At 48.0% G+C, this 22,054-nt stretch carries 20 protein-coding genes and 1 other RNA gene; 18 read left to right on the forward strand and 3 right to left on the reverse strand.

Features of this window, described 5'->3' with window-relative positions; genetic code table 11:
* Window positions 1-28 precede the first annotated feature (28 nt).
* From recO to rnpB, 10 genes are all read left to right on the forward strand, one after another.
* Window positions 29-781 (forward strand): DNA repair protein RecO, encoded by a 753-nt coding sequence (gene recO, locus HNR77_RS07800; RefSeq protein ID WP_184182282.1) that lies wholly within the window; start codon window positions 29-31, stop codon window positions 779-781.
* 86 nt (window positions 782-867) lie between these two features.
* The gene (locus HNR77_RS07805) at window positions 868-1,014 is read left to right on the forward strand and encodes a hypothetical protein (RefSeq protein WP_184182284.1); all 147 of its coding nucleotides are present in this window, start codon (window positions 868-870) and stop codon (window positions 1,012-1,014) included.
* A gap of 137 nt (window positions 1,015-1,151) precedes the next feature.
* Window positions 1,152-2,039, forward strand: coding sequence for a glycine--tRNA ligase subunit alpha (gene glyQ / locus HNR77_RS07810; protein WP_184182286.1), 888 nt, complete (start codon window positions 1,152-1,154; stop codon window positions 2,037-2,039).
* On the forward strand, window positions 2,032-4,107 hold the full coding sequence (glyS, locus tag HNR77_RS07815; RefSeq protein ID WP_184182288.1) for a glycine--tRNA ligase subunit beta: 2,076 nt from the start codon (window positions 2,032-2,034) through the stop codon (window positions 4,105-4,107). Before glyQ ends, glyS begins: the two co-directional genes overlap by 8 nt.
* A gap of 210 nt (window positions 4,108-4,317) precedes the next feature.
* Window positions 4,318-4,806: a YaiI/YqxD family protein gene (locus HNR77_RS07820; protein WP_184182432.1), complete on the forward strand. Its 489-nt coding sequence runs from the start codon at window positions 4,318-4,320 to the stop codon at window positions 4,804-4,806.
* Between the two features lie 47 nt (window positions 4,807-4,853).
* Window positions 4,854-6,674: a DNA primase gene (gene dnaG, locus HNR77_RS07825; RefSeq protein WP_111271935.1), complete on the forward strand. Its 1,821-nt coding sequence runs from the start codon at window positions 4,854-4,856 to the stop codon at window positions 6,672-6,674.
* Window positions 6,675-6,719: 45 nt separating this feature from the next.
* Window positions 6,720-7,859, forward strand: a complete 1,140-nt coding sequence (gene rpoD / locus HNR77_RS07830; RefSeq protein WP_110897979.1) for an RNA polymerase sigma factor RpoD — start codon at window positions 6,720-6,722, stop codon at window positions 7,857-7,859.
* A gap of 183 nt (window positions 7,860-8,042) precedes the next feature.
* Complete coding sequence (locus HNR77_RS07835) at window positions 8,043-8,801, forward strand: tRNA (adenine(22)-N(1))-methyltransferase (protein WP_184182290.1); 759 nt, start codon at window positions 8,043-8,045, stop codon at window positions 8,799-8,801.
* Window positions 8,777-9,892: a Nif3-like dinuclear metal center hexameric protein gene (locus tag HNR77_RS07840; RefSeq protein ID WP_184182292.1), complete on the forward strand. Its 1,116-nt coding sequence runs from the start codon at window positions 8,777-8,779 to the stop codon at window positions 9,890-9,892. The genes HNR77_RS07835 and HNR77_RS07840 overlap by 25 nt, the downstream gene beginning before the upstream one ends.
* A 90-nt stretch (window positions 9,893-9,982) precedes the next feature.
* Window positions 9,983-10,394: RNase P RNA component class A (rnpB, locus tag HNR77_RS07845), an RNA gene on the forward strand.
* 195 nt (window positions 10,395-10,589) lie between these two features.
* Here rnpB and HNR77_RS07850 read toward each other — a convergent pair.
* Window positions 10,590-11,819, reverse strand: a complete 1,230-nt coding sequence (locus HNR77_RS07850) for an aminotransferase-like domain-containing protein (RefSeq protein WP_184182294.1) — start codon at window positions 11,817-11,819, stop codon at window positions 10,590-10,592.
* 107 nt (window positions 11,820-11,926) lie between these two features.
* Between HNR77_RS07850 and pdxR the strand changes: the two genes are divergently transcribed.
* Both pdxR and HNR77_RS07860 read left to right on the forward strand, forming a co-directional pair.
* Window positions 11,927-13,459 (forward strand): MocR-like pyridoxine biosynthesis transcription factor PdxR, encoded by a 1,533-nt coding sequence (gene pdxR, locus HNR77_RS07855; RefSeq protein ID WP_184182296.1) that lies wholly within the window; start codon window positions 11,927-11,929, stop codon window positions 13,457-13,459.
* An 85-nt stretch (window positions 13,460-13,544) separates the two neighbouring features.
* Window positions 13,545-13,802, forward strand: a complete 258-nt coding sequence (locus HNR77_RS07860) for a hypothetical protein (protein WP_184182298.1) — start codon at window positions 13,545-13,547, stop codon at window positions 13,800-13,802.
* A gap of 167 nt (window positions 13,803-13,969) precedes the next feature.
* On the opposite strand, the gene HNR77_RS07865 is transcribed toward HNR77_RS07860, so the two are convergent.
* On the reverse strand, window positions 13,970-15,844 hold the full coding sequence (locus HNR77_RS07865) for a S8 family peptidase (RefSeq protein ID WP_184182300.1): 1,875 nt from the start codon (window positions 15,842-15,844) through the stop codon (window positions 13,970-13,972).
* Window positions 15,845-16,145: 301 nt separating this feature from the next.
* Between HNR77_RS07865 and HNR77_RS07870 the strand changes: the two genes are divergently transcribed.
* The 6 genes from HNR77_RS07870 to thiI all read left to right on the forward strand — a co-directional run bounded on the left by HNR77_RS07870 (window position 16,146) and on the right by thiI (window position 21,074).
* On the forward strand, window positions 16,146-16,652 hold the full coding sequence (locus HNR77_RS07870; RefSeq protein ID WP_111271888.1) for a YpuI family protein: 507 nt from the start codon (window positions 16,146-16,148) through the stop codon (window positions 16,650-16,652).
* 203 nt (window positions 16,653-16,855) lie between these two features.
* Window positions 16,856-17,074, forward strand: a complete 219-nt coding sequence (locus tag HNR77_RS07875) for a DUF1540 domain-containing protein (protein ID WP_110897971.1) — start codon at window positions 16,856-16,858, stop codon at window positions 17,072-17,074.
* Window positions 17,075-17,109: 35 nt separating this feature from the next.
* Window positions 17,110-17,538, forward strand: a complete 429-nt coding sequence (locus tag HNR77_RS07880; protein WP_397366341.1) for a hypothetical protein — start codon at window positions 17,110-17,112, stop codon at window positions 17,536-17,538.
* Between the two features lie 220 nt (window positions 17,539-17,758).
* On the forward strand, window positions 17,759-18,502 hold the full coding sequence (locus tag HNR77_RS07885) for a lytic transglycosylase domain-containing protein (protein ID WP_184182302.1): 744 nt from the start codon (window positions 17,759-17,761) through the stop codon (window positions 18,500-18,502).
* 173 nt (window positions 18,503-18,675) lie between these two features.
* Entirely contained in the window at window positions 18,676-19,824 is a 1,149-nt protein-coding gene (locus HNR77_RS07890; RefSeq protein ID WP_184182304.1) for a cysteine desulfurase family protein, read from the forward strand.
* 8 nt (window positions 19,825-19,832) lie between these two features.
* Entirely contained in the window at window positions 19,833-21,074 is a 1,242-nt protein-coding gene (gene thiI / locus HNR77_RS07895) for a tRNA uracil 4-sulfurtransferase ThiI (protein ID WP_184182436.1), read from the forward strand.
* A 194-nt stretch (window positions 21,075-21,268) separates the two neighbouring features.
* Here the strand turns inward: thiI and HNR77_RS07900 are convergent, their stop codons facing one another.
* The gene (locus HNR77_RS07900; RefSeq protein WP_184182307.1) at window positions 21,269-21,970 is read right to left on the reverse strand and encodes a TerC family protein; all 702 of its coding nucleotides are present in this window, start codon (window positions 21,968-21,970) and stop codon (window positions 21,269-21,271) included.
* Between the last annotated feature and the right edge of the window lie 84 nt (window positions 21,971-22,054).

A 22,054-nucleotide genomic window follows, 5' to 3' on the forward strand; every position in this document is an offset into this window, starting at 1 on the left:
TGATTCAGGAATGGTTAGGTGACGAGGCATGCTATACAGAGTGGAAGGCATTGTCATCCGCAGCATGGACTACGGCGAGGGTAATAAAATTGTTACACTTTGTACCGAAAGTGGCGGAAAAGCAGGAGTTCTCGTCCGGGGTGCGAAAAAGCCAAAAAGTCGGCATGCTGCACTGGTGCAGCCGTTTACGTATGGTCAATATGTTTATTTTCGTAATACAGGTCTCGGCACACTGAATGCAGGCGAGATTATTGAATCCAATCATGAGTTGCGAGAGGATCTGGTGAAGGCGGCCTATGCTTCCTATGCATGTGAGCTGCTGGATCGGGTGCTTCAGGATGAAGAGACCGGTGCGTTCTGGTTCAAACAATTGAAAGTTTGTCTGCAGGCCTTGAAGGAAGATAAGGACCCTGCCATTATCATTAGTTTGTATGAGATGAAAATATTACAGGCAGCTGGTTACGGTCCGCAGCTGCTTGAATGTATTTCCTGCAACCATGAGCGGCCCGATGAGCAGCTATTTATTAGTCCCAGACTCGGCGGTGTTCTGTGCAGAGCATGCAAACATTTTGATCCGCCAGCAATGGCTGTCAGCTCAAAAACGTTAAAGCTGCTGCGTTTGTTTGGGCAGCTGGACCTGCAGCGTTTGGGAAATATATCGGTGAGTGAGTCAACCCGTAATGAAATTAAAAAAGTCATGCGGGCTTTTATGGATCATCAGCTTGGTCTTCACCTTAAATCCCGTTCTTTTCTGGATCAGATGGAGAAGTACGGGATATGATATGTGTAGGATACTCTAAAATTGTATTGACTTCATATTTGATTTTATATATTATAAAGTATAAATTCTCTTTTTGGAGACATGCATTGAACGAGAAAGTAGGAAGCTGGATTCAGATTGATAAGCGAGTCAGGGACGGTGGAAGCCTGATTGAATCGGTTTGTGAACAGGGCACTCGGGAGCATGAATGGACACGGAAAAGTGGGCCGGAGCAGACAATAAGTGTTGTTTGACTCAGGCCAAGTAGGGTGGAACCGCGGGAACAGCTCTCGTCCCTACGTCTGTATATCAGGCGTAGGGCGAGGGCTGTTTATTATGGACTGGACTTCTTCTACGCTTGCTAACAAACCAACCGAAAAGGAGCATGATTATGAATTTTCAGCAGATGATCTTGACGCTGCAGCAATTCTGGGCCGAGCATAACTGTATTATCGTTCAGCCATATGACACGGAAAAAGGGGCAGGCACGATGAACCCGATGACCTTTTTGCGTTCACTTGGACCAGAACCGTGGAAAGTGGCTTATGTAGAGCCTTCCCGCCGTCCATCTGACGGACGATATGGAGAAAATCCGAACCGGCTCTATCAGCATCACCAGTTCCAGGTCATTATCAAGCCTTCTCCGGACAACATTCAGGAGATTTATCTGGAAAGCTTGAACCGCCTCGGTATCGACCCGCTCAAGCATGACATTCGGTTTGTGGAAGACAACTGGGAGAACCCTTCGCTTGGCTGCGCAGGACTGGGCTGGGAAGTATGGCTGGATGGTATGGAGATAACGCAATTTACGTATTTCCAGCAGGTCGGTGGAATTGAGACGAATCCGGTAGCTGTGGAGATTACGTATGGTATGGAGCGACTCGCTTCTTACATACAGGAAAAAGAAAATGTATTTGATCTGGAGTGGGTAGAGGGCATCGCATATGGAGATGTGTTCCGTCAGCCTGAGTATGAGCATTCCAAATATACGTTTGAAGTTTCTGACGTTAAAATGCTGTTCACTCTTTTTAATATGTATGAGGAAGAAGCAAACAAAGCAATGGCACAACACCTGGTATCCCCGGCTTATGATTATGTGCTGAAATGCTCACATACCTTTAACCTGCTGGATGCACGGGGAGCGATTAGTGTAACCGAACGTACAGGATATATTACACGTGTTCGTAACCTTGCTCGCCAAGTGGCAGCGACATATGTGGAAGAGCGCGAGAAGCTGGGCTTCCCGCTGATCAAGAAAGGGGGAGCCGAGAATGTCTAAAGATCTGCTGTTTGAAATTGGTTTGGAAGAAGTGCCTGCACGTTTCATGCGCGCAGCCATCGCACAGCTTGAAGAACGCATCGTGAAATGGCTTGATGCATCCCGTATTGCGTATGGTGAAGTTAAGGCCTATGCTACACCTCGTCGTCTTGCAGTTCTGATCCAGAATGTTGCAGAGAAACAGGAGGATGTGGAGGAAGAAGTTAAAGGTCCTTCCCGCAAAATTGCGTTGGATGAGAGCGGCAGCTGGAGTAAGGCAGCGCTCGGATTCGCGCGCAGTCAAGGTGTGGAACCGGATCAGTTCACATTCAAAGAGCTGAATGGTGTCGAATACATTTATGCAACCAAAAGCAGCAAAGGTGTAGATACAGCCTCGGTGATTGGAGAAGGTTTGCTTTCCGTACTGCATGCGATGACTTTTCCGAAATTTATGCGCTGGGCGTCCTATGACTTCAAGTTTGTTCGTCCAATTCGCTGGATTGTAGCGCTGTTTGGAACCGAAGTAATCGAACTTGAAGTAACGGGGGTCAAATCAGGCAACGTTACGCGCGGGCATCGCTTCCTGGGCAGTGAAGCTGTCGTGTCCGAGCCTTCCGCTTATGTGGATGTACTGCGCACCCAGCATGTTATTGCAGATATTCAGGAACGTGAACAGATGATTGTGTCCCGGATTGAGGCACTGGCTGCCGAGAAAAGCTGGAACATCGCCATCAAGGAAGATTTGTTGGAAGAGGTGCTCTTCCTGGTTGAGACGCCAACGGTACTGTTCGGCACCTTTGATTTCTCTTTCCTGAACATTCCACAGGAAGTGCTGATTACGTCGATGCGAGAGCATCAGCGTTATTTCCCGGTACTGAATCAGGAAGGCCAGCTGCTGCCATACTTTGTTACGGTTCGTAACGGGGGCAGTGATTCACTGGATGTCATCGCAAAAGGGAACGAAAAGGTGCTGCGCGCCCGTCTGTCCGATGCGAAGTTCTTCTACGAGGAAGATCAGAAGCTGGAGATTAAGGACGCATTGTCCAAGCTCGAAAGCATCGTGTTCCAGGAAGAACTCGGTACAGTTGGGGACAAAGTACGCCGCATTCGTAAAATTGCTGATAGTCTTGCTGCAAAGCTGCAGGTATCGGCAGATACAGCTCAGGCGGTTAGCCGGTCCGCAGATATTTGCAAATTTGATCTTGTGACGCTGATGGTTGGGGAATTCCCTGAACTGCAAGGTGTAATGGGTGAAGATTATGCCCGCAAAGCTGGTGAAAAAGAAGAGGTTGCCAAGGCGGTATTTGAGCACTACCAGCCACGCTTCGCCGGAGACCAGTCTCCTGCATCTCTTGTTGGAGCCATCGTTAGTGCGGCAGATAAAATCGATACGATTGTAGGCTGCTTATCTATTAATATTATCCCTACAGGATCTCAGGACCCTTATGCACTGCGCCGTCAGGCAGCGGGCATTGTACAAATACTGCTGGATCATCAGCTTCCGCTGACCTTGTCCGATGTATTTGGAGCCGCGCTCGAAGTTCATGCTCAGATGAATCTGTTGAAACGTGCAGACGCAGAGGTTCGTAAAGACCTGCAAGACTTCTTCGCATTACGTGTAAAAAAATTGCTGTCCGAAACGGTACGTTATGACGTCGTGGATGCGGTCATTGCTTCCGGATTTGACGATATCAGTGCGATCGTTCCTAAAGGTGAGGCACTTATGAAAGCTGTGTTGTCAGGAGAAGAGTTCAAAACAACGGTGGAGTCCTTCAATCGTGTCGGAAACCTGGCGGCCAAAGCATCCAACGCTTCTGTACATCCTGAACTGTTTACAGAAGAGGGAGAGCGTCAACTGTTTGATGCCTGGAATCAAACGAATGCAGCTTATCGTGATGCACTCGCTAAGCACAATGCTGCAGAAGCATTATCTGTTGCTTCTGCTTGGAAGGCCGCGATTACGGTATTCTTCGATTCTGTCATGGTTATGGCTGAAGATGAAGCGGTTCGTGCGAATCGCCTTGCACTGCTGGCTGCCATTGATCAAGACTTGAAAGGTTTCGCAGACTTTTCCAAATTGGTAGGCTAAATTGTGCTGTAACGGCAATTCCCGTTGCAAAGTATAACAGCTATACATGAACAGTATTAAAGAAGGATACATGAGGGTATAAATATACGGAGCGGATTGTAGAATTTGCCTTAAAACAACCGCTCCGTATTTTAGACTTTGTTTTTCTCCATTGGACGCAGAAGGAATTTGAATGGCAAAGGTCGTATATTACAATTATGCAGTTATTTTATGAAACCGGGTGGTTTGGGTTTGAGTGAATTGAATATACGTCACATCGTTGTGGATGGAGATGCGTGCCCGGTCAAGACCGAGATTGTCAGCACCGCACGTCTTTTTAATATTCCTGTGCTGATGGTATCTTCCTTTGATCATTTGCTGCAAGGAGGAGAAGGCGTACGAACCGTGCAGGTGGATCGCAGTGATCAAAGTGCAGACCTGTATATTGCAAATCACATCAAGCCATACGATGTGGTCATAACCCAGGATTATGGACTTGCAGCGCTTGCACTTGGTAAACGTTGTTATGTTCTGTCGTTTAGAGGTCGTGAATTTAATGACCGGGATATTGATTTTATGCTTGATTCTCGCCATACTGCGGCCAAGGCCAGACGCCGAGGCCATTATGGGAAAGGGCCAAAGCCCTTCACAGAGCAGGACCGAGAAATTTTTCAACATAAACTGACAAAACTTTTGAAAGATTTGCAGGAGAATGTGTAAGTTTATCGAATTATATTTACGTGTTAGAAGAGATGAAGGTGGCCGAGATGAGTAACGGACAAGGCGGTATACCCGAAAGTATTATTGAATCGGTATTGCAGCAACATGATATCGTCGATACGGTAAGCCGATTTGTACATCTGACCAAGCAGGGGAAGTATATGAAAGGCCTCTGCCCTTTTCATTCCGAGAAGACGCCTTCGTTCACTGTTACACCCGAGAAACAGATTTTCTATTGCTACGGATGCGGCACGGGCGGAAACGCCATCAAATTCAGGATGGAAATCGAAGGATTGTCCTTTCCCGAGGCTGTCAAAACGATGGCAGAAGAAAGTCACATCTCCATGGGTGACTGGCAGGGGCGTGAAGCAGCTCATGTTAATCCGGAGACGGCACGTCTGCTGGAGGCTTATGAGCTGACCGCGAAGCTGTATCATTTTCTATTGAAAAATACAGAACATGGCAAGGCAGCCATGGAATATTTACGCTCACGCGGTATTGGTGACAAATTGATTGATCAGTTCCAGATTGGATATGCACCCAATCGTTGGGACACGCTGGTACAGTTTCTGGAGAAGCGAGAATATCCGCTGGAAGAGATGGAGCGGGGCGGACTTCTTTCAGAGCGAAGTGAAGGTCACGGATATGTGGACAAGTTCAGAGACCGAATCATGTTCCCCATCCATGGCAGGAGCGGTAAGCCAATTGCATTTGCGGGCCGTATATTGGGAGAAGGCCAGCCTAAATATCTGAACTCCCCGGAAACCCGGTTGTTCAATAAAGGTCGTGTTCTCTACAATCTGCACCAGGCCAAAAATGCAATACGTAAACAGAGACAAGTTATTTTGTTTGAAGGTTATGGTGATGTGATCTCTGCATGGGATCAGGACGTTCAGAATGGTGTCGCTGCTATGGGAACGGCCCTTACGGAAAATCAGGCCTTGATGATCAAAGGCATGTGTGATGAGGTCATTCTGTGTTATGATGGCGACCGAGCTGGACAGGCCGCTGCCATGAAGAACTTCCCCATCTTGGAGGAAGCCGGATTACAGGTGAAGATCGCGCTCATTCCTGAGGGACTTGATCCGGATGATTTTATTCGAAAGCACGGCGGTGAACGATTCCGTAACCAGATTGTGGACGGTGCCGTAACAACTACAAAATTTAAGCTTATAAACCTTAAAAAAAACCATATACTGCTAGAAGGCGGCGGTCAGATCGCTTATTCCAAAGAAGCAGTAAAACTGATTGCTCCTCTGTCTTCACCGACGGAGCGTGAAGTATATCTTCGTGAACTTGCGGCTGAAGTTGATGTATCCTTCGAGACATTGAAGCAAGAATGTAACGAGGAACGGGAAGCAATGAAAAATAACGAGGATTATGGGGATAATAACACGAAAAGGTGGAATAATGGTAGGCAACAAAATAGGCATGTGCCTACACCCAATCTGTTGCCGGCTTACCATTCTGCTGAGCGCAAGTTGATCGCCTGGATGCTGCAGGATGATGAAGCAGCCCAGTATGTCAATGAACATCTTGGAGAAGCCTTTAACTTGGATGATCATGCAGCTATTGCTGCTTATCTATATGCCTATTACGCGCAAGGCAAACCGCCGGATACAAGCCGTTTTATGTCTTCTCTGCATGATGATCGTCTGGAAAAGACGGTCAGCTCAATCTCGATGATGGATGGTCCAGGTGAATGGAGTGTTCAAGTGCTTGACGATTGTATCAGGGAAGTTCTGAAGTATCCGCGCAAAAAAGAGTACGATCTGAAGAAAGAAGAAATGATTGCTGCAGAGCGGGCAGGTGATTCTGTACGCGCGGCACAAATTGCACTTGAGATGATTGCCCTAGAGAGACAGTGAACATCTAGATTACTCGGATGTTTCTAGGGAGGAGGGAGTCGAGTTATGGCGAATGATCAGCATACTGAACTAGAAACAGAATTAACACTGGATCAGGTTAAAGATCAATTGATTGAATCAGGTAAGAAAAGAGCTTCACTGAACTACAAGGAAATTATTGAAAAACTCTCTCCGTTTGAGCAGGATGCAGAGCAGATGGATGAGTTCTACGAGCAACTCAGTGACCTTGGAATTGATGTGGTTAACGAAAATGATGAAGAGGTTACCCTTCGTCCAAACGATGATTCCGAAAACGGAGGAAGAGATGGGGACGATGAGTTCCATTTTGATGATGATCTGAGCCTGCCACCTGGCATCAAAATTAATGACCCTGTGCGGATGTACCTCAAGGAGATTGGACGCGTACCTTTGTTGTCTGCTGATGATGAAGTACAGCTTGCCAAACGAATTGAGAACGGGGATGAGGAAGCCAAGCGTCGTCTTGCTGAAGCTAACCTGCGTCTCGTTGTAAGTATCGCCAAGCGTTATGTCGGACGTGGCATGCTGTTCCTTGATTTGATTCAGGAAGGTAATATGGGTCTGATCAAAGCGGTAGAGAAATTTGACCATAAAAAGGGTTACAAGTTCAGTACGTATGCAACATGGTGGATTCGTCAGGCGATTACACGTGCAATTGCTGACCAGGCACGTACAATTCGTATTCCTGTACACATGGTGGAGACGATTAATAAGCTGATTCGGGTATCCCGTCAGCTACTGCAGGAACTTGGACGTGAACCGACTCCTGAAGAGATTGCTGCGGAGATGGACTTGAGTGTAGAGAAGGTTCGTGAAATTACAAAGATTGCGCAGGAACCGGTTTCCCTGGAAACACCGATTGGTGAAGAGGACGATTCTCATCTGGGTGATTTCATTGAGGACCAGGAAGCACTCGCTCCAGCCGATGCTGCTGCCTACGAACTCTTGAAAGAACAACTCGAAGATGTTCTCGACACATTGACAGAGCGTGAAGAAAATGTTCTTCGTTTGCGTTTTGGTCTGGATGATGGACGTACAAGAACTCTCGAAGAAGTGGGCAAAGTATTTGGTGTTACGCGTGAGCGTATTCGTCAGATCGAAGCCAAAGCTCTTCGTAAATTGCGCCACCCGAGTCGCAGCAAACGACTCAAGGATTTCCTCGAATAATTGAACTGTGGGAGACTTTCTGCGAGACGCTTTGGCGGCGGCGGGGTCTCCTTTCGTTTTAATTTGAATAGTTAGATTTCTTTCTTTTGGAAATTCATCCTTGAAATGTTTGATTGGATTTTATTTTATCGTTTTTCTTCACGCAATGCAAATCAATAAATTAAATGAATGGTCAGGTGCTTCATGAAACTTTCGAATCGATTACAACGGATACATGATCAAATTCCTGAAGGAAGCCGGATGGCGGATATTGGCTCAGACCATGCTTTGTTACCTGTTGCCGCAATTCGTAGTGGCAAAGCTTCAGCGGCTGTAGCAGGGGAAGTCAATCCAGGTCCATATGATGCTGCATGCAAGCAGGTCAGTGATGCCGGGTTAAAGGAAAAAATTACAGTGCGTCGTGGCGATGGTCTGGATGTTATCTCCACAGGAGAAGTGGATGTCATTACGATTGCGGGCATGGGCGGTGCATTGATTGCCTCCATTCTGGAGCGCGGCTTGTCCAAATTGGAAGGTGTACAGCTTCTGATTTTGCAGCCTAACGTAGGTGAAGATATTCTGAGACGTTGGCTTCTGGAGCATCATTGGGTTGTCGTAGCGGAGCAGCTTCTGGAGGAAGACGGAAAAATTTATGAAATTATCACTGCGATGCCGCAGGCGAGCAGTCCAATTGCGAATAAAGAGGTATACCGTGCTCGTCCCTTAAAAGACGGCGTGGAATTGACCGAGGATTTGCTGCTGCGTATGGGACCGTATCTGACGGACCGTGCTACCGAAGTGTTTTTTGCCAAATGGGAGAGTGAGATCGGCAAGCTGCAGGGTGTGTTACAGTCCATTTCCAAATCCGATCAGGAATCATCCAGGGGCAAAGCAGCCGAGGTGCAGCAGCTGATCACCAGTTTACAGGAGGTGTTGGCATGTTTGCCAAAGGTCAAACCGTAATTCAACTGATGGAGCGGCTGGCTCCTAAACATCTGGCTGTACCTGATGATCGCATCGGTCTTCAGCTGGGAAGTCTGCAAAAAGAAATTACCCATGTGCTTGTGGCACTGGACGTCACTGATGAAGTCGTGGAGGAAGCGATCCGTATTGGAGCCAATCTGATCATTGCACATCATGCTATTATGTTCCGTCCCGTAAAATCACTGAGTACAGATACACCTATGGGCAAACTGTATGAGAAACTGATCAAAAACGACATCGCGGTTTATATTGCCCACACCAATCTCGATGTAGCCGAGGGTGGCATTAATGACTGGATGGCTGAAGCACTTGGCATTGAGAGCAAGGAATCGCTGGAAGATGTGCATACAGACCAACTCTACAAGCTGGCAGTGTTCGTCCCCCTTACGCATCATGAGCAGGTGCTGCAGGCGATTCTGGAGGCAGGGGCAGGAAGTATTGGTCAATACAGCAAATGCAGCTTTAACACGGAAGGAACAGGCACATTCGTTCCAGGTGAAGGCACACAGCCGTTTATCGGAGCGCAGGGGCTGATGGAGCGTGTAGAAGAGATGCGGATTGAAACGCTTGTACCTCAAAGCTTGCGGAGCAAAGTGATTCAGGCGATGTTAAAGGCGCATCCGTATGAAGAGGTGGCGTATGATCTCTATGCAGTCGATTTAAAAGGCCGTACACTTGGCTTGGGACGTCTTGGTCCTTTGAAGGAGCCTAAAACCCTTGGTGAGCTGGTCGATGTCGTCAAAGCGCAATTTAACGTTCCTCAAGTCCGCGTGGTCGGTGATTTGAATAAAAAAATCAAAAAAGCGGCCGTGCTCGGCGGGTCAGGCAGCCGGTATGTGCTTACAGCCCGTTTCAAAGGAGCGGATGTCATTGTAACGGGAGATATTGACTATCATACGGCACATGATGCTTTGATGGCGGGCATGTGTATCATTGATCCGGGCCATAATACAGAAAAAATTATGAAGCCCAAAACAGCGGATTGGCTCCGTGCTCAGCTCGCAGATCAGCGATATGAGACGAAGGTGACTGCATCCGAGGTGAATACAGAAGTATTCCGTTTCATGTAAAAGGTTAAAAAGCAGGCTGTACGCTGATTTCCATTAATATTTAGCTTGTATGGGGAGACAAAAGCCTGTATACTATGTAATGTTGTTCGGAAAGCTTGACAGACAATCGCTGGTGGCCTTCGGTGCCACGAGAGGAAAGTCCGGGCTCCACAGGGCAGGATGCTGGATAACGTCCAGTCAGCGCGAGTTGAAGGATAGTGCCACAGAAATGGACCGCCGATGGCCGGGTATTCCCCGGTACAGGCAAGGATGGAACCGAGGTGTAAGAGACCCCGAGGAACGCTGGTGACTTCGTTCCTGGTAAACCCCATCTGGAGCAAGACCTAAAGGGACACGGTCACCTCTTCGGAGGAGACAGCCTTAGCCCGAGGTGTGTCTAGGTTGGTCGCTTGAGCTGTGCAGCAATGTACGGCCTAGATAGATGATTGTCGCTTCTGGTGGGAGGGTAGTTCCCGTTTGAACCACGAAGAGCACAGAACCCGGCTTACGGTAAGCTTTCCTAACTGCAACAACAAAATAATATATGAATTCCTGTTCAACACAACAGGTTATATAAAATAAGGCGTCAGATTCATTTTGAATCTCACGCCTTATTTTTATTCCAACGTAAGCAGCACGGCTATTGAACGAGAAAAACCGCTTAGCCCGTAAAAAAGGCTAAAGCGGTTAACTGTTATGCTATCGTAATGACAGTTTGTTACATCGTTACCACATGATCGGATTGGCTTGAAGCATGCCAGCGCTGAATGGCACGATCCATACGTTCTACCGCTTCAGGGAGAAGCTCAGGGTCGGTATGGGTAAAGTTAATCCGCATCCGGTTAAGCTCTGGTGTTCCGGCGTAGAAGGAATCTCCGGGTACGATACATACCTTCTCCTGGATGCCGTATGTGAACAGGTTGCTGGCAAGCATGCCTTCAGGAAGCGTCAGCCACAAGAACATGCCGCCTTGCGGAGAGTTCCATGTAATGCCCTCCCATGATTTACGGGCCATGAGTTCGGTCAGCGTTCTCATACGCTGTTCATAGTCCTGAGAGATGTAGCGAATATGGGCATCCAGATCAAAAGTCTCAAGTAATGCGTGCAGTGCTCGCTGATCAATGCTGCTGGAGTGCAGGTCTGCACCTTGCTTGGCACGAGCAGCAATTTTGACAACATCGGGAGCAGCGAGAATCCAGCCGGTACGAAGGCCCGGAGCTACTGTTTTGGAAAAAGTGCTGGTATAGATTACGTTGGACGGTCCTTCATATGATGCAGCATCCAGTGCTGCGAGAGCAGGTGCATCTAATTGTTCAGGGTTAAAGCGGATTTCACCATAAGGATCATCCTCCAGAATAAGTACACCATATTTCCGGCACAAATCCACGGCTTGTTGTCTTCTCTCACGGGACCACACTTTGCCTGTCGGGTTAGAGAACGTGGGGTTAATGTAGACCAGTTTAGGGCGATGCAGTTGAAGCTGCTCTTCCAGAGATTCTGGCAGCATACCGTGATCGTCACAGGCTACGCCGTGTGATATGCCCTGATAAGATTGGATGACCTGCAGAGCCGCCAGATAAGTAGGTGATTCCACAAGTACGCTGTCACCCGGGTCAAGCAGGATGCGGCAGACCAGGTCGATGGATTGCTGTGATCCAGTCGTTAACAGCATATGATCAGGTGAAGCAGGCAGTCCTTTGGCTTCCAGACGCTCAGCAATTTTGACACGAAGCGGACGATAGCCTTCCGTTTCTGCATATTGAAGAGCGGCTGAACCGCTCATAAATACTTTCTCATAAGCTGCGCGGATGGCTTCAAGCGGGAAGGAAGTTTGCGCAGGAAGACCACCTGCAAGGGAGATCATTCCGGGCGCTTGTGCGGCCTGTAACATGTCGCGAACGACAGAGGACGGGGTGTTTTGTGCCATTTTAGACCAAGGTGTACTCATGATATTCTCATCTCCTGTTATTCACTGTTATACTGATATTATAAACTATAATAGATAGAACGCACTATAACAGTAAAACGACGATCATAACAGTTGGGGGAGTGATTATGCATATTGAATTGAAACGGGGGAGCAGCACCAAGCTGTATGTGCAGATTGCTCTAACGATTGCAGACCGTATCCGTTCGGGATTAATAGAGCCGGGAACCCGGTTGCCCTCTGTGCGCAAAATGACTGTTGATCTGGGAGTAAGCCTGGTCACAGTGACCAAAGCTTATGCTGAACTCGAAGCTATACAACTTATCAGCTGTTCCCAGGGTAAAGGCTGTTATGTGACTGGTTTGGGAGCCTCCACTACAACACCTCAGCCCCAAGAGGATGGTACTGGTAATGTTCACAGGAAGGCAAGCAGTGATACAGGTGCAGCGCTGAACTGGCAAATGACATTAATCGATTATTTGCCAAGAGCGCAGTTGTGGCGGCATTTTGATGTCTCTCCTCAGGTTCGCTATGAACTGCATATGTCCGCGATTCAACCAGAAATGCTGCCTACGCGTGATATCATCGACAGCGCCTACCATCTCTCATCAGATCATACGGAGCGCATGGCCGCATATGGATCATTTCAGGGGGATTGGGAACTAAGACAGACTTTTGCTGCACATTTCAATTCTCGTGGACTTCATGCGGCACCTGAACGAATGTTAATCACGAGCGGTGCACAGCAGGGTATTGATCTGGTAGCTCGTACATTTGTTGGGCCTGGCGATGTTGTATATATGGAGGCCCCGACGTATACTGGAGCAATTGATGTATTTACGAGCAGGGGAGCCAAGATTATCACAGTTCCTATGGATGATGAAGGCATGCGTATCGATCTGCTGACCCGCCTGTGTGATACCTATGCACCGAAGCTGATTTATACTGTTCCTACATATCATAATCCAACGGGCATAACGATGAGTGCAAGAAGACGGGCCCAGCTGCTTAACATTGCGCAAAGCTATCACTGCCTTATACTTGAGGATGATCCATTTGCTGATTTGTATTTTCATGAGCCGCCGCCAGCTTCCATTAAATCGATGGATAGTGCCGGACATGTCGTTTACATCAAAAGCTTCAGCAAGGTGCTGTCCCCGGGCTGCCGTGTAGCTTGCGCGATTGCGGATGGAAGTGTACTGACCCGGCTTGTAGCCGCCAAATCTACAGCTGATCTGGGGAGTCCGCTATTAACCCAGAAGGCCCTGCAGACGTACATTCAGAATCAGTACGATGTTTATGTGCGTAAGCTTCGAGAGAAATTGTATGCGCGGCTGTGTGCTGCTTCCGAGGTGTTGAACGAGCATGCAGCGAAGGGGATGCAATGGCGTCTTCCAGATGGAGGACTTAACTTGTGGCTTGAATTACACGGGAGCTTTGATATACATGAGCTGCATCGGCAGTCTCTTGCTGCGGGGGTATCCTTTTTGCCTGGATCAGCCTGTTTTGTTGGGGAGAGTGATACGTCAAGCCTGCGAATCTGTTTCACGGTGACCAGCGAAGAAGCGCTGCGGCAGGGGCTGATTACGTTATGTGGTGTGATTGAAAGATACACATCCCAGCAGGCCGGGGCAGCGGCGGACAGGCTGCCGCTCATATAATTTTTTTGACTATGGACATCCATCCATACCACTTCGTGTGAACTGCAATAGGTTATAGTATCACTTGAAAGGGAGTTGGTTTGAAATGAACCATTGCTGTCCAGAGGTTTCTCCAATTGTATGTGATCCGATCCAGGTTGTTCAAGATTATTACATTCCACAGATCGTGCCTGTTATTCACCCGATTGAAATTGTAAAACAGCATCACTGCGTTCCGATCCCTCACCATATGTATCCGGTGGTTGTGAAGGAAGAAGGACCAGGACCGCTGTATGTGTCCAGCCATAAGAAAAAATCCGTGAAAAAATCAGGCAAAGCCCGCACAACCTCTCGCAAGCGCTAGGCGCAGCGAGTGCCTCGGGGAAATAGGTTCAAAACCAAAGAGCAGCATACGCCCCGAGGCGCAGCTGCTTTTGTTTGTTTCCATATTCAATCAGGTGAACAAAATACATTGCTGCATGATCGATTATATTTTGTTCGGCATATTATAAAATGTAAATATTTACATATTTACCGAGTATACTTGTTCAACGTATTATCTAACTGCTGTCTGACATGCTGCGGCCAAAATTGCAGCGGGGCACTGCTGCCCGAGGCGGCCTGCAGCGCTTTGTATACATCAATCTGCCCGTAGCCGTAATATTTATCGTGTCCCGGATCACCCAGATCGATAACGCTCTGCCGCATCAAATCCATAACCTCGGTATTGGTCAGGTCTGGATTCAGAGAGCGAATCAGGCCAGCCAGTGCAGCAACGTGCGGACTCGCCATGGATGTACCTGACAGAGCAGCATATTGATTGTCCGGGTACGTACTGGCGATGCTCGAACCCGGAGCGGTCACATCGACGTAGTCCCCATAGTTGGAGTAAGAAGCCTTGTTCATATCCGGGTCAGTGGCCGAGACAGCAAAAACCTCCGGATACGCGGCGGGGTAACCTGGACGCTCGGTATTATCGTTGCCAGTTGCAGCGATGAGTACGATATCCCGGTCAAAAGCATATTTGATGGCATCATGCAGAAATTGGGCATCTGCATAATTGCCCAAACTCATGTTAATGACTTTGGCGCCATGATCCGCTGCCCAGATGATTCCTTCGGCAACAGCATACGTTGTACCCGATCCTGAGTTATCAAGCACCTTGACGGGCAGCACCTTGTTATACCAGCTCATGCCAGCTACACCTTCATTATTGTTCACGATCGCTCCGATAATACCGGCAACATGTGTACCGTGCCCCACATCATCCATCGGCTTGCTGCCCGGTTTTACGACATTGTATCCTTCGAGTAATTTGCCTTTCAGATCCGGGTGATTCACATCAACCCCTGTATCCACTACGGCCACAATGACATCCTTGTTTCCTTTGGTAATGTTCCATCCGCGATTCGTCTCGATTGCAGGCAAATTCCACTGATAATCCGAGAAGAGCACGTCATTGGGGATGGTGACATCGGTTTGTTCAGCTGGTGCTTCATTGGTTAAATACATATAGTGAGGTTCCATATACAAAGGGTTCCATTTACTGCCGAAATAGTCCCGCAATTGTTTATAATTCATCGTCTCGGATCGAAAAACATACGTATACCCAAGCTTGCGCGCAGATTGTGTTTTCAAGTCCGAATGAATGATCCGCATATCGCGTTCACTAGGGTCTTGCCGGAAGCGAATGACGATTTCATTTTCGTAAAAATGGCTTGCATTCGCGTTGTCATGTCCGGTCTTGACTGTAATTTCGTTCAAGGTATCGGGGTGCACCGACTCGATTTTGAATTTCCCTTCACGCGGGTATGGGATCATCCGCAAATTTTTGCGCTGGTGTTTTTCCACGGCATTAAGTACACTTTGACTGAACAAAGCGATGACTGCCCGTTTGCCATCCTTGGAGGGCTGCCCCATCACAAAATATTTCTCTTTCCCCAGCGGAAACGAAGAGGATTCAAAGCTCTGGCGTTTGTTGACTGCCTTTCTTGCCAGATTCAGCGTATGATTTAATTTCTGCTGCTCGAGCTTGTTTCCGGGTTTGACTGTACGATCAAATCGTTTGCTGGATGTGCCATCCGTGTTCATAAGCTGGATCGAACGAATGTGTCCGTGTGAATCCTGAAGATGCTTCATGTATCGGTTGAGCTGGGCCTCGTTCATTGAAGCCGTTTTGTTCAGCATAATACCGAGATGCTGTTTGGCATCTACACGGGTAAGCTGATCGGTGGCTTTGATATCCTGAACCTTCAGGCGCTGCTTGCTTGCATGTTCCTTCTGTGGATTTTCTTGCAGTGCACTTGGTCTCGGAACGGTGCGGTTGGATGTGGGAAGCAGTAAAGTGAGCGCGAGTGCGCCAGCGCCTGCGGCAAGAGCCCAGTTCATCCATCGTGGTCTGGACATGGAACAGAACCTCCTTCGTTCATTTTGCACAAGCTCATTGGATGTGTTTGTACGCATCTGGGCTTGTTATGGATTGTAGTTAGCGTTAGGAGAAGGGCATATTTTTATGCAAAGAGTTTCAGTTTCTATGCTGGGTATCCACCAGGTTCCGTGACATGAATGGAAAGCAAGATTAAGGGATACCGCTCGTCAACTTTTTATGGTAGGATTATATCTGAGTATTCAAAAGGTCAGGAACAAATGTTGTTTGGCCAAACTATATGTAAATATGTAAGGACTTATTTAAGGGGGAGCTACCTTTATGTCAGCAGCCAATGTACAGAAAACATGTGAGTCAACTAGGGAAAAGTTAAAACCGGCGATCGATCGGATCGAAAAGTTTTTAAATGAAAATGCTTTGCCTGAACTGGATCAGAATCAGACGGAGGAATCAACAGCCTTCTACAAAGGATTCCTTTCAGATCTCCGTCATTTGCTCGTTTTTTCTGAAGTTTCTTACGAAAAACTTGGCGTTGTGCTGCGTCGTGCCAACTTTGATGTCGAATTTGCCGAAAAGGCTCTTTATAATACGTATCACCAAAGTGTAAACAGCTTTTTCTATCCGAAAAACGAGTGCTACTCCGAAGATGGAAGATACGCTTACACTGGTCAGGATGCGATTCGCTTCCGTGATAAGCCCGTTCGTGCCGTACGCGACGTTATTCTTGAGATTTCCAAAACGTATGAGGAACTACGCGATGATCTGGCCTATTATGAAAGTGATTATCTGACCCAGCGCCGTATGCAAAATCAACGTAACCACGCATAATTTTGCTACAGTTGCGAACTTAATTTAATGGACGACAATACGTTTCTAATGGAAAAACCGCCCTTGTGGCGGTTTTTTGTGTTGGACGGATGGAAGAAATGGCTGACGATCAGCGGTTTGCTCCCGACATGTTATCATCTGGCATTTAGGCGGAGAATATCGGATTTCACGCGGGGCAACAATACATGTCGAGGTGATAAAAAATGAGCCATGACAAACCAATCGTCAAATGCAGCGTATCTAACTGTCATTTCTGGGGAGAAAACAACTTCTGTCAGGCCGATGCCATTATGATTGACATCGACCAGCATGCTACCCGTCGTTTGCATGAGGAATTTGCCGGGGAGACCTTCGACTCCGACCATCATGATCATGCGCGTACTTCGTCAGCTACCTGCTGCCACACATTCAAACCTAAGTAAGCAGTCATCCTATTGAATAACGGAGGTGCTTTCACGTGAAGAATGATGATACTAATGATAATCGCCTGGAACGTTATAACACGGATGGACAAGGTGAACATCAACGTCAGCGAGTGGACTACCCTAGAAAAGCATTCCGTGAGGAATACGGGGCAGAGGTGGCACCGCCAGCAGCTGTAAGGAAAGAACGTACAGATCGTACAGATGAAGTGCCAGCAGATGCAGTGCCTGTGAAGCATGAAGCAGACCGGGTGATGGAGTCTACTAGCCGTGCAGCGGGCTATTTGGGTCTTGCTTTTGGTATCGCATCTTTGTTTATGTGGTCCATCGTGCTTGGTCCGGCGGCAGCTGTGCTTGGGTATTATGCGTATGTGAATGGTCGCAAAACAGCAGGAGCCTGGTCGATCGGGCTAGGTATTGTTGCTACGTTAAGTTACTTTTTTATGATTCCTTTTGCACGTTAAAAAAGAATCACAGGATAGGGGCAGCTGCTATCCTTGTCTGAGAAGAAAATGGTAACCTTCTGTCCTCACTTGTTTATGGTGAAAGACGGAAGGTTTTTTTCGTATTAACGCATATGTGAACGTGGAATCGATTATTTTTTATGAAAATGATGGAACCTGTATGTAAAACAATGTAGAATAAAGTCAGCAAGGTTAAATGAAACGGGAGTGAATATACCACATGCAGATTGATCCACGCAGTTCACGGCAGCTACTGGAGCTGCAATTGTCCAATATGAACAACCAAACGAGCGGGTCGGCTGCGGCTGATTCAACGAATGATTTTTCCGATGTGATCAGTGGTTTGTTAAATACAAATACTAGCGGTGCAAGTGATGCGGAGAATCAGGCTATCCTTTCCAAAAGGTCGAATGATGGCCTGCTGTGGCTGCAGCTTGGTGGTACATATAGCCCGGATATGCATACAGAAAATACAACCGATACGGATGCTTTGAGCGCTCTGCTTACATCCTCTGACGCAGGAGCAGTGGATTCCGGTAAATCGGTACCTACCGATTATGAATCGCTAATCGCACAGGCAAGCATCAAGTACGGTGTACCCGAATCTTTAATCAAGGCTGTCATTGATACCGAATCGGGCTTTAATCCGAATGTGGTCTCTTCTGCAGGGGCGAAGGGTCTAATGCAATTGATGGATGGCACAGCTGCTGGCCTTGGCGTAAGTGATTCATTTGATCCGGCTCAAAATATTGATGCGGGAACCAAATATTTATCACTTCAGCTCCAGCGTTTTGGAGGTCAGGAAAAGATGGCTTTGGCTGCTTATAATGCCGGACCCGGAAGGTTATCGAGACTTGGGATTACGAATGATAGCGAGCTGATGAGTATGCTTCATCTTCTGCCTGTCGAAACCCAGAATTATATTTCCAAGGTAGAGCGGGCACGCTCTAAATATATGCTTTAATTCAAAATGTTAAACACAGCAACCGGCACATCATGCTATCCAAGAAGATCCAACACAAAAGGCGGGCTTACATCCAGCCTGCTCCTGGTTGGTCTTTTTGTGTTGTGTGGAGATCGTGGTACAATGCTCACTGTAGGCTGATGAACGAACTGATAAGGAGGGTACACCTCGTTTTGAAATATTTTGATTATGCTGCAACGACACCCCCGCATCCTGACGTGATTCGCACGATATCGGAAATTATGGAAACCCAGTTCGGGAATGCCTCTTCCATCCATGGATATGGTGAACGTGCAGATCAACTGCTGCGCCGGGCGCGTGCGGGTTGTGCTGCTGCCATCGGTGTAAAAGCAGATGAGATTATATTTACATCCGGGGCTACGGAGAGCAACAATCTTGCGATTAAAGGAGCAGCGCTTCGGTATGCTTCAAGAGGGAAACATATCATCACTACTGCTGCGGAGCATGCCTCTGTGTATGAGAGTGTGCTGCAGCTGCAGCAGTGGGGATGGGATGTAACCTTTTTACCTGTGGACTCGGGAGGTATGGTTACTGCGGATCAGGTGACAGGCGCTGTGCGTTCAGATACAGTGCTTGTCAGTTTAATGCATGTGAACAATGAAACGGGTGCAGTTCATCCGGTGCAGGAGATTGGCAGGCAGCTGAAGCAAAAGGCACCGCGGGTTCTTTTTCATGTAGATGGCGTCCAGGGTTTCGGAAAATTACCTGTGGCGCCAGCCCGGTGGCAAGCAGACCTGTACAGCCTGTCTGCCCATAAAGTTCGGGGCCCGAAAGGCACGGGATTGCTTTATGTACGAGATGGTGTGGAGCTTACACCTCTCCTGTCAGGAGGTTCGCAGGAACATGGTCTCAGGGCAGGTACAGAGAACGTAGCCATGATCGTGGGTATGGCTAAAGCGATGCGGATTGCGGCGGAGGCACAGCCTGATTTTGCAAGGCGTATACAAGTTCTTCGTGATCGAATGATCGATACAATTGCTGTTATTCCTGGACTAGAGCTGAACAGCACCAAAGAAGGGGCGCCGCATATCGTGAACTTCTCTTATCCCGGCATGAAGGCTGAGGTGGCACTTCATACGCTGGAGCAGCTGGGGTGTACGGTGTCTACCCAATCTGCTTGCTCCTCGCGTTCGGCTGAACCGAGCCGTGTGCTGCTTGCAATGGGTAGAGATGCTGCCTGCGCCGCAGGGGGATTACGAATCAGTTTTGGCGATGAACATACAGAAGAGGATGCAGCGATGCTGGAACAGGCACTGCATCAGATGGTGGCACAGCTGCGGCCACTCGAAAGGCGGATGTAACTTAAATGTTGAATTATGATATGCTGCTTCTCCGTTTTGGAGAGTTTATGTTAAAAGGAAAAAATCGTTCACGTTTCGAAAAAACGATAATTACTCAAGTCAAAGCGCTGCTCAAACCTTACCCTGGAGCCTCGCTTCGTAAAGAATACGGACGGGTCTACGTGGACCTCGGCGGGGAATCCCATACACAGCTCATCCCGGTACTGAAGCGAGTGTTTGGTGTAATGTCGATTAGCCCTGTTAAAGTGACACCGTCTGAGATTGACGCCATTGTGCAGACGGCCGTTGCATTTATGGATGAACGTGCAGAGGAATTCGGAGAAGGTACAACCTTTAAAGTAAATGCGCGGCGGGTATGGAAGGCGTTCCCGCATTCCTCGCATGAAACCAATCATTTGGTCGGCTCGCCGATTCTGCGCAAATTTCAGCAGCTGAAGGTGGATGTTCGTGAACCTGATATCGAACTGCGTGTGGAAATCCGTGAACAAGGCACGTACATTTTCAGCGAAGTGATTCCAGCGGCAGGCGGATTCCCGCTTGGAACCAATGGGAAGGCGATGGTGCTGTTATCTGGTGGCATCGACAGTCCTGTGGCTGCCTGGTCTTCCATGCGCCGTGGACTCGAAGTGGAATGTGTGCATTTCTACAGTTATCCTTTTACAAGCCAGCGCGCCAAGGAAAAGGTCATTGATCTGGCCCGTGCGCTTGCCGATCATGCGGGATCGATCAAGCTGCATCTCGTTCCGTTCACGGAAATCCAGACCGCATTCACCCAGTTGGGGCAGGATAATCTGATTATTACATTGATGCGCCGTTCGATGCTGCGTATTGCTACGAAGCTGGCTGAGCGCGAGCGTGCTCTTGCCCTGATTACCGGGGACAGCCTGGGACAGGTCGCGAGCCAAACGCTTCCAAGCATGAATGTGATCGGACGCGCTACAGACTTGCCGCTGCTGAGACCGCTGGTCATGATGGACAAACAGGAGATCGTTACACTTTCCAAACAGATTGGCACCTATGATATTTCCATTCTGCCCTATGAGGACTGCTGTACACTGTTTGTTCCGAAATCACCGTCTACCAATCCAAATCTACGTATCGTGGACAAAATTGAAGCGACGATAAGCCAGCTGCCGGAATGGCTGGATCAGGCGGTTGAACAGACTGAAACGATTACCTTGCATGCAGGCGAAGCTTCTGTGCTCACAGGGCAGCCTGTGGACAGCGTAATGAAGGATGATTGGTTTTAAATTGCGGACACAGAAGCCAGGAATGGGTAGACATAACAAATGAAATGTTAATAGACAAAAAACAGGACTGGCCGACATAAACGGACAGTCCTGTTTCTTTTGTTTTGAAAATATCCATATAGCAGCTAATACGTATACTTGATAGCAGCTAATAAGTATACTTGATAGCAGCAAATTCGTGTACTTGCTGTTCGCTATGAATAGGAACGCTGGCGTTCGCCTTGGGCTTTGCTGCTTGCACTGCGTTTGCGATAACCTGCTAGAACGATGCCGACAATCACCGCAACGATAAACAGAATGCGCAGCGCCGGGTGTTCGGTGAAAAAAGGCATGAGCCGCTTCTCTTCGGTAATCATGTTAGAGGCGGTGTAACCCAGTACAATCGCGCCAACATAAATAATCCATGGAAACCGGTTAATCAATTTGATAAACAAGGTGCTGCCCCAAACAATAATAGGCACACTGATCAGCAGTCCGAGGATGACAAGCACCAGATGCTGCTGCGCAGCTCCCGCTACGGCAATCACATTATCAAGTCCCATGGCCGCATCCGCGATAATAATTGTGCGCACGGCGGCCCAGAGTGAGGTTCCTGCCTGAATGTCGGTGTGCTCATCTCCTTGATCAGCCAGCAGCTTGTAAGCAATCCATATGAGCAGCAAGCCTCCTACGAGCAGCAGCCAAGGTACTTTGAGCAGCCATAGTACAACGACGGTAGCCACGATTCGAATGAGAAGCGCGCCGCCAGTGCCGTACAGAATAGCCTTTTTTTGTACAGAAGGGTGTAGATTTCTGGCAGCAAGTCCAATAACGATGGCATTATCGCCAGCCAGAATCAGATCAATAAAGACAACGTTCAACAAAGCCAGCCAGAATGCGGGACTAAACAGCTCCATGGCAATATGTCACTCCCTGTATATTCTTCAATCACTAAGAATAGCATGTACAACTTCGACATACAAGTTAGAGTGGGGGGATGA

The sequence above is a fragment of the Paenibacillus sp. JGP012 genome (assembly GCF_014203995.1).
Classification (GTDB): domain Bacteria; phylum Bacillota; class Bacilli; order Paenibacillales; family Paenibacillaceae; genus Paenibacillus; species Paenibacillus silvae.